Origin of the sequence: Endozoicomonas atrinae, from assembly GCF_001647025.1 — a bacterium.
GTDB lineage: Bacteria > Pseudomonadota > Gammaproteobacteria > Pseudomonadales > Endozoicomonadaceae > Endozoicomonas > Endozoicomonas atrinae.
Genome location: NZ_LUKQ02000282.1, coordinates 1 through 6,502, shown reverse-complemented (window position 1 = coordinate 6,502; position 6,502 = coordinate 1). Strand labels below are relative to the sequence as shown.

Here is a 6,502-nt window from a genome sequence, read left to right as displayed (position 1 = left end):
ATAGGAATAACAGTACGTCGTCCTTGTTTCTATCGCTTCCATTGTATTTCTTATTGTCATAATGCCTCCTACTATCGTGCATTAATGAGTTATGGGAAGCAATTAAATTGTTCCATGATTCGTGAACCATGCAGCAAGGCAAAGAACTTCTGGCAGACCCAGCGTGCTTGATCAATTCCTCGAAGCCAACGCAGAACACTACGCAGCAGAACAAACGTCAGCCACAGGGTACGACCCCAAAGCAGATTGCGGACCTGTTTGGGACCATGATCGGTCTGTACGGAGCGAAGTGGACACGGGAGCATGGTCTGGCGGATCGGACGGGGCAGTGGCTGGATACCCTGATCGACCTGCATCCGAACCAGCTGGAGCTGGGCATTCGCCGGGTGAAACGGGAGGGGAACGACTGGCCTCCCTCGGCGCCGGAGTTCCGCCGGTTCTGTCAGCCGAAGCCCGAAGATATGGGGCTTCCGGAGATGGCGAAAGCCTGGCAGGAAGCCAATGACCATGCCGGTTCACCAAACCATCACCCATGGTCCCATCGGGCCGTGTATCTGGCAGGGCGGGCGGCAGGCTGGCATGAGTTGCGTTCTGCTGGCACAGCACAGGAGTGTCGCGATGTGAAGGTGAAATTTGCCAATGCCTATCAGGCACTGACCAACCGGGTGTTGAAAGGTGAGCCACTGGAAGAGCAGCTGGCCATCGAACACCGGTTTGATCCGGCGATTTACTCCAGCCAGTTGCAGCGGGAGACCATGAGCGACCAGGGAATTGATCCGCTGGATGGTCAGGGAGCCAGGGCAAAACTGAAGGGGATGTTCTGATGGCCGTTGCTCTGCAGCTGGTGCGCAGTTATCAGCCGCAACCGGTCCTGTTGCCGGTCTCGGCCAACGATGAGGCCTTCGTCCTCAAGCTGAAACCGGGGCAGGTGATCAGCGGCGAGTTTCGTAAGGCACGTAATGCCCTGTTTCACCGGAAGTTCATGAAGTTGTGCCGCATTGCCTATGACGTCTTTGAGCAGCTGCCACAGGCACCGGTGAGGATGGCAGGGTCCAACCAGTGGGTGACACCTCAGCCGGACTTTAACGAATTCCGCTACTGGGCCATGGTCAAGGCCGGTTTTTATGATGTGGTGGGCTATCCGGATGGCAGGGTGCGGGTACGGGCAAAAAGCGTGTCGTTCGTGAATATGGAACAGGTGGAGTTTGAGAAAGTCTACTCCGCCGTGCTGGATGTGGTTCTCCGGTATGTACTGAGCCCCCAGAGGGGATGGAGTCGGGAACAGGTGGACCAACTGGTGGATAGGCTGGTCAATTTCGATTAATGCATGGTGACAAGGAGATCATGATGGGATCATTTTCAGGGTACGAGGAGAGCCCTGCGTTTGATGACGAAAGCCCCTGTCGGAACTGTGCCTGGTATGAGTATTGCCAGAGCAAACGCGCAGCCTGTGGCCGTCTTTTTCAATACGTGGAATCGGGCGAGAACCGTCGCTACCCCAAAAGTACGAGCAGCATGGCAACGCGGGAGGCGCAGGGGAAAGCGCAATTACCGATGTATGACTTTTACTGGGCGTATCCGACTCGTGGTATCTATTACAAAGTGTTTGAAGCGACGTTTAAGGAGGACGTGCTGGCACTTTCCAGAGACATGACACTGACCGAAGCTGCCTTTGAACTGAAGGTCAGCAAAAAGTATCTGGCCCGCAAGCTCAGGGATTGGAAAGAAGCCGATGACCAGTGAAGAGCGTGATTATCTGCAAGCTGTCGCACAACTCGGTTGCATTGCCTGTCGTAAGAATGGATTGCCCGGTACCCCTGCCGAAGTTCATCATCAGCGCAGTGGCACCGGAGCGGGAAGACGGGCCAGTCACTTCGACACCATGCCACTGTGTCCTGGTCATCACCGGTTTTACGACGATGCGATTCATTGCAATGCCACCCTGTTTATCAGCCGCTATGGATCGGAGCAGGCGCTGGTAAAACAGACACGGGACGAGGTGGCGCTATTCCGTCAGAGCTTTATTGGGTGAACATCGAATAAGAACAGAACAAGAGGGACGCCATATGATACCGAAAAATGCCAGCGGATTTTTGATGGGCAGTTATTACAAAGTGGGCAGGCACAACAGGCTCTACTACTGGGATGATGAGTGGAAACGGAGCCGACTCAGTGCCGATGAATTTCTAAAACAGCTGTCTAAGAAAAAAAGCCCCTTTGATACAGAGCATTAGAAGAACAGACAGGAGTGTGACATGTATCTGGTACTGGAACAGGCACTGAAACGGATCTTCGGAACCCCTGAGCTGATGATCAAGAACCCGGGCTGGCATCAGGAAGTGAATTCAGGCTACCGCACTCTGTCTTTGAATCATGAGACCAGCACCCGGGATGAACGATTGGCTGGTGATGGCGCATGCCAGCGTTATCTGCGCCAGACCATGCGACCAGAACTTCATGGCATTCTGATCATTCGTTATGGCGAAGAACATGACCACAGTCGCAGGGTCTCGGCATGGCAGCAAGTGCAACACCATTTTCGCAGCGATGAGCGATTACCGGAACCGATTCGCTGCAATCCAGTCTTGTTGAGACTCTGGATGATGCATGAGTTGCAGCTACCGGAGTTGCGAGGCCGTAAAGGTAAGATCGAGATCAAGGGCAAGAGTGAGCGAACGGTTTATCGCTGGAAGAACGCCTGTCATCGGGTTAGTAATGAGTGGATACATCTGGCGGAAGATCAGGCTCAGGAGATATTGGAGCAGGCAGGTTTACTTCAATACGGCTGGTAATCCGTCATCAAAAAACACAGGTCAGCCCCGTCGGCTTGAAGTTGGATGTCAGTAAATGTACGGTAAAACCTCATGTTGGGGAAGTTCCCGATAACACAATCTCAAGCTTGAAATTCTGTAAAAAAGCCCGGCTCTGATGTCGGGTTTTTTTATGTCCATGGATGGACGGTATCCCGGAAATGTCGGGAGCCATTTTCAGGACATTCCACCGCCAAACTGAACCACTATAAAAAAGGGGCTTCATGTTTCACTTTTCCGCTTCTTCAAAGCGACAGTTGTCGACTTGTGATGAGCGGCTTCAGCGTGTCTTCAATAAAGTGATCGAGCATTACGACTGCACGATTATCTGTGGTCATCGAAGTGAAGCTGACCAGGCGCTGGCATTTGAGAGTGGCAAGTCGGAATTGCAATGGCCTGACAGTAACCACAACGAGCTACCCAGTAAGGCAGTGGATGTGATGCCTTATCCCATCAACTGGTTCGACGATCAACGAGCTGCCCACTTTGCCGGTTTTGTTCTGGGTATTGCCCAGGGGATGGGCATCAAACTGCGCTGGGGTGGTGACTGGGATCGGGATGGTGAAATCAGGGATCACCGGTTTAAGGATTACCCTCACTTTGAGCTGGTGGACGATGATTAACCTGAACCCGATGGCAGGGATAGCCAAAGAGCTGATGGGTGGACTTGATGCTTTGTTCACATCCGATGAAGAGCGGGCCAAAGCTGAACTGTCGTTGAATCATCAGTTGCAACAACCCCATATCCTGCAGGCGATGGCCACTATCGAAGAGGCCAAACATCCCTCGGTCTTTGTCTCTGGCTGGCGGCCTGCACTGGGTTGGCTCTGTGTATTGATTCTGGCCTGGACCTGGATTGTTCGTGATGCAGTGATCATCGGTTTGATGCTTGTGGATAAAACTGAAGTGGTTCAGCAGTTACCCACAGCCGACACCAGTACCGTGATTACTCTGTTGCTCTGCCTGCTGGGTTTGGGTGGTGCCCGGACGCTGGAAAAACTGAAAGGCGTAGCCAGGAGATAGCCGTGGCAGACGAAGAGCGGTTCAACCGGATCGAGCAGAAGCTGGATGGCATTACCCAGATCCTGCAGACCCTGGCTAAGCATGATGAGCGCATGGTGAACCTTGCTCTTCGGGAAAAGCGCAGTGAAGAGCGGCTGGACAGCATTGAGAAAGCCGTGCTGAAGAACTCCACCATCAGCAGCGTGATTCAGTGGATCGCGGCCACCACCACGGCAGGCATCATCGCCTTTGCCATCAAGCAGTTTTTTTGACCATGGCCAACCACAGCAAATACAAGCTGGAAATGTGCGAACAGGTGAAGGCACTGATGAGCACCGGTTTAAGCCGAAAGGCCACGGCTACAGAAATGGGAATCAGCTATAACACGTTTCTGTCGTACATCGATAAGCATGAAGCGTTTGCCGAAGCCGTAGCGCAGGCGGATGTGCTGGCCGAGGTGTTCTGGGAAGAGAAGTATATGCAGGGCGCGTTGGGTATGAACAAGGATGTCTCCCCAGCCATGCTGATTATGTATATGAAAAACCGCTACCACTGGCGTGATCGTCATGAGCAGACTGTGGTGGCGGAAAAGATACCGACGCTGGACGAATGGCTGGAAGAAAAGGACGCGTAAAGCCAGCCCAGGAACGGCTGCTGACGGAGTTTACATTCTATGCCAGCAAGTGCCTGAAGATCCGCACCAAAAGCGCTAAGGTGATCCCCTTTCAACTGAACAAGGCTCAGCTCTATCTGGATAGTCGAATCGAAGATCAGAGAAAGCGTACTGGTAAGGTGAGAATTGTTGTACTGAAAGGACGGCAACAGGGCTGCTCCACCTATACTGAAGGCCGGTTTTACTGGCTGGTGAGCAATCGCAAGGGATTACGGGCCTATATCCTGACCCATGAAGCGGATGCCACCGCCAACTTGTTTGATATGGTGCAGCGGTATCATGAAAATCAGCCACCGTTTACCCAGAGGGAACTGAAGAATAAGAGCTCCAAACTGTTGGAGTTTTACCACGATTCCGGGTATCGGGTGGGCACCGCTGGCAATAAAGGAGCAGGTCGATCATCCACAGCGCAGCTGTTTCATGGATCGGAAGTGGCCTTCTGGCCCAATGCGGATGAGCACCTGGCGGGAGTTTTACAGGCAGTACCCAATGAGAAAAATACTGAGGTCATTCTGGAGAGCACTGCTAACGGCGTTGGTGGTGTGTTTTATGATTATGTTATGGACGCTGATGCTGGGCGCGGTGATTTTGAACTGGTGTTTATACCTTGGTTCTGGCAGGACGAGTACCGCAGCGAAGTCCCCGCCGACTTCACGACAGATGCCGACGAACGATACCTGAAACAACAGTATGAACTGGATGATGGGCAGCTGCAGTGGCGTCGTCAGAAAATCTATGAGCTGAAGTCGGAAGACAAGTTCAAACAGGAATACCCCTGCAATATTCAAGAGGCGTTTCTATTCTCTGGCAGACCTGTCTTTGATCCCAAACATACCGAAGCCGCCAAACAGGAATGCTACTCGCCAAAGTGGCAATGTGAACTCACGACCAGTGGGTTGAACCGCAAGAAACAGGGACTGCTAAAAATCTGGTACCTGCCAGAGGGGAGCCAGCAATACGTGATTGGCTGCGATGTTGCCGAAGGATTGGCTCCCATCAATGACAAACATAAGCACGGTGACTATTCATCCATCGACGTATTGGATCGTTCCGGTTATCAGGTTGCCCACTGGTCTGGCCATGTGGCACCGGATGACCTGGGCAAGATGTTGAACCACTTGGGGCGTTACTACAACAATGCCCTGATTGGTGTGGAAAGAAACAACCACGGTCTGACCACCATCACCAAGCTGAAAGACCTGAAATACCCCAATCTCTTTATGGAAACCACTGTGGACCAGCGCACCCAGAAACGTACCAAACGGATCGGCTGGCTTACCACGACCAAATCAAAACCGTTAATGATTGACCATCTGGCGGCATTGCTCAGGGATGGCGATGCGGGTATCTGCAATGTAGAGACGGTGAAGGAATGCCAGACCTACGTCATTGAAGACAATGGAGCCACCAACGCCCAGGAAGGTTGCTTTGATGATCGGGTGATCAGCTACGCCATTGCCCAGCAGATGGTGCTGAAGCTGCCCCGCAGGAAGATCAATATCAATGAGCTGAAATATCGCTCACCAGGGAAATCGGCTTACTGATGGAACGGACAATCATTCTTTTTACCCAGCAGATGGTAGGGAGCTGGCCAGCCATTATGGCCGGACATCGCCTTGAATGGCAGCGACGCAGAGGCAAGAAGGTCAAGTGATGGAACACGGACTGGTAATGGTCGCTACCCCGGATGAGGTGACTCAGGCTGAGATGGACTCTTCCCTCGATAAGGAGCGTCGTGAACAAGCGGTACGTGATGCCTTTGCCGCTGACCTGCAAAGCCGCTGGCAGGGATACCGGGAAGCCCGGCGGGAAGTGGAAGACGAGTGGCTGGAAGCGCTCCGTGCGGTAAAGGGTGAATACGGTTCCGAGCAGGAAAAGGTGATGGAAGAGCAGCAGGCGTTAAGCCGGGTGTTTATCAAGATCACCGCCACCAAGGTCAATGCCGCTTATTCTCGACTGGTGGATCTGCTGTTTCAAAACGTGGACAGTTTCTGGGATATTGTGCCCAGCCCAATGG

General features: G+C 52.8%; 12 protein-coding genes. All 12 read left to right on the top strand.

Annotation, left to right across the window (positions count from 1 at the left end; all coding sequences use genetic code 11):
• The first annotated feature begins 128 nt into the window (after positions 1 to 128).
• Positions 129 to 824 (top strand): replication protein P, encoded by a 696-nt coding sequence (locus AK963_RS24100; protein WP_066017941.1) that lies wholly within the window; start codon positions 129 to 131, stop codon positions 822 to 824.
• Positions 824 to 1,324 (top strand): DUF1367 family protein, encoded by a 501-nt coding sequence (locus AK963_RS24095; protein WP_066017940.1) that lies wholly within the window; start codon positions 824 to 826, stop codon positions 1,322 to 1,324. Before AK963_RS24100 ends, AK963_RS24095 begins: the two co-directional genes overlap by 1 nt.
• Before the next feature lie 20 nt (positions 1,325 to 1,344).
• Entirely contained in the window at positions 1,345 to 1,743 is a 399-nt protein-coding gene (locus AK963_RS24090) for a hypothetical protein (protein WP_139117624.1), read from the top strand.
• Positions 1,733 to 2,032 (top strand): Ref family recombination enhancement nuclease, encoded by a 300-nt coding sequence (locus AK963_RS24085; RefSeq protein WP_066017938.1) that lies wholly within the window; start codon positions 1,733 to 1,735, stop codon positions 2,030 to 2,032. Before AK963_RS24090 ends, AK963_RS24085 begins: the two co-directional genes overlap by 11 nt.
• 34 nt (positions 2,033 to 2,066) lie before the next feature.
• Positions 2,067 to 2,234, top strand: a complete 168-nt coding sequence (locus AK963_RS33540) for a hypothetical protein (protein ID WP_175404627.1) — start codon at positions 2,067 to 2,069, stop codon at positions 2,232 to 2,234.
• 21 nt (positions 2,235 to 2,255) lie between these two features.
• Positions 2,256 to 2,792, top strand: a complete 537-nt coding sequence (locus AK963_RS24080) for a hypothetical protein (protein WP_066017937.1) — start codon at positions 2,256 to 2,258, stop codon at positions 2,790 to 2,792.
• 242 nt (positions 2,793 to 3,034) lie between these two features.
• Complete coding sequence (locus AK963_RS24075) at positions 3,035 to 3,433, top strand: M15 family metallopeptidase domain-containing protein (RefSeq protein ID WP_066017936.1); 399 nt, start codon at positions 3,035 to 3,037, stop codon at positions 3,431 to 3,433.
• A complete protein-coding gene (locus tag AK963_RS24070; RefSeq protein WP_175404626.1) occupies positions 3,411 to 3,833 on the top strand; it encodes a 3TM-type holin in 423 nt (140 codons plus the stop codon). The genes AK963_RS24075 and AK963_RS24070 overlap by 23 nt, the downstream gene beginning before the upstream one ends.
• Before the next feature lie 2 nt (positions 3,834 to 3,835).
• A complete protein-coding gene (locus AK963_RS24065; RefSeq protein WP_066017877.1) occupies positions 3,836 to 4,084 on the top strand; it encodes a hypothetical protein in 249 nt (82 codons plus the stop codon).
• A gap of 2 nt (positions 4,085 to 4,086) precedes the next feature.
• Entirely contained in the window at positions 4,087 to 4,446 is a 360-nt protein-coding gene (locus AK963_RS24060; RefSeq protein ID WP_066017934.1) for a hypothetical protein, read from the top strand.
• Complete coding sequence (locus AK963_RS24055) at positions 4,422 to 6,029, top strand: terminase large subunit (protein WP_066017933.1); 1,608 nt, start codon at positions 4,422 to 4,424, stop codon at positions 6,027 to 6,029. Before AK963_RS24060 ends, AK963_RS24055 begins: the two co-directional genes overlap by 25 nt.
• Positions 6,030 to 6,138: 109 nt before the next feature.
• Positions 6,139 to 6,502: hypothetical protein (locus AK963_RS24050; RefSeq protein WP_139117623.1), on the top strand; the 364-nt coding region annotated here is incomplete at its 3' end.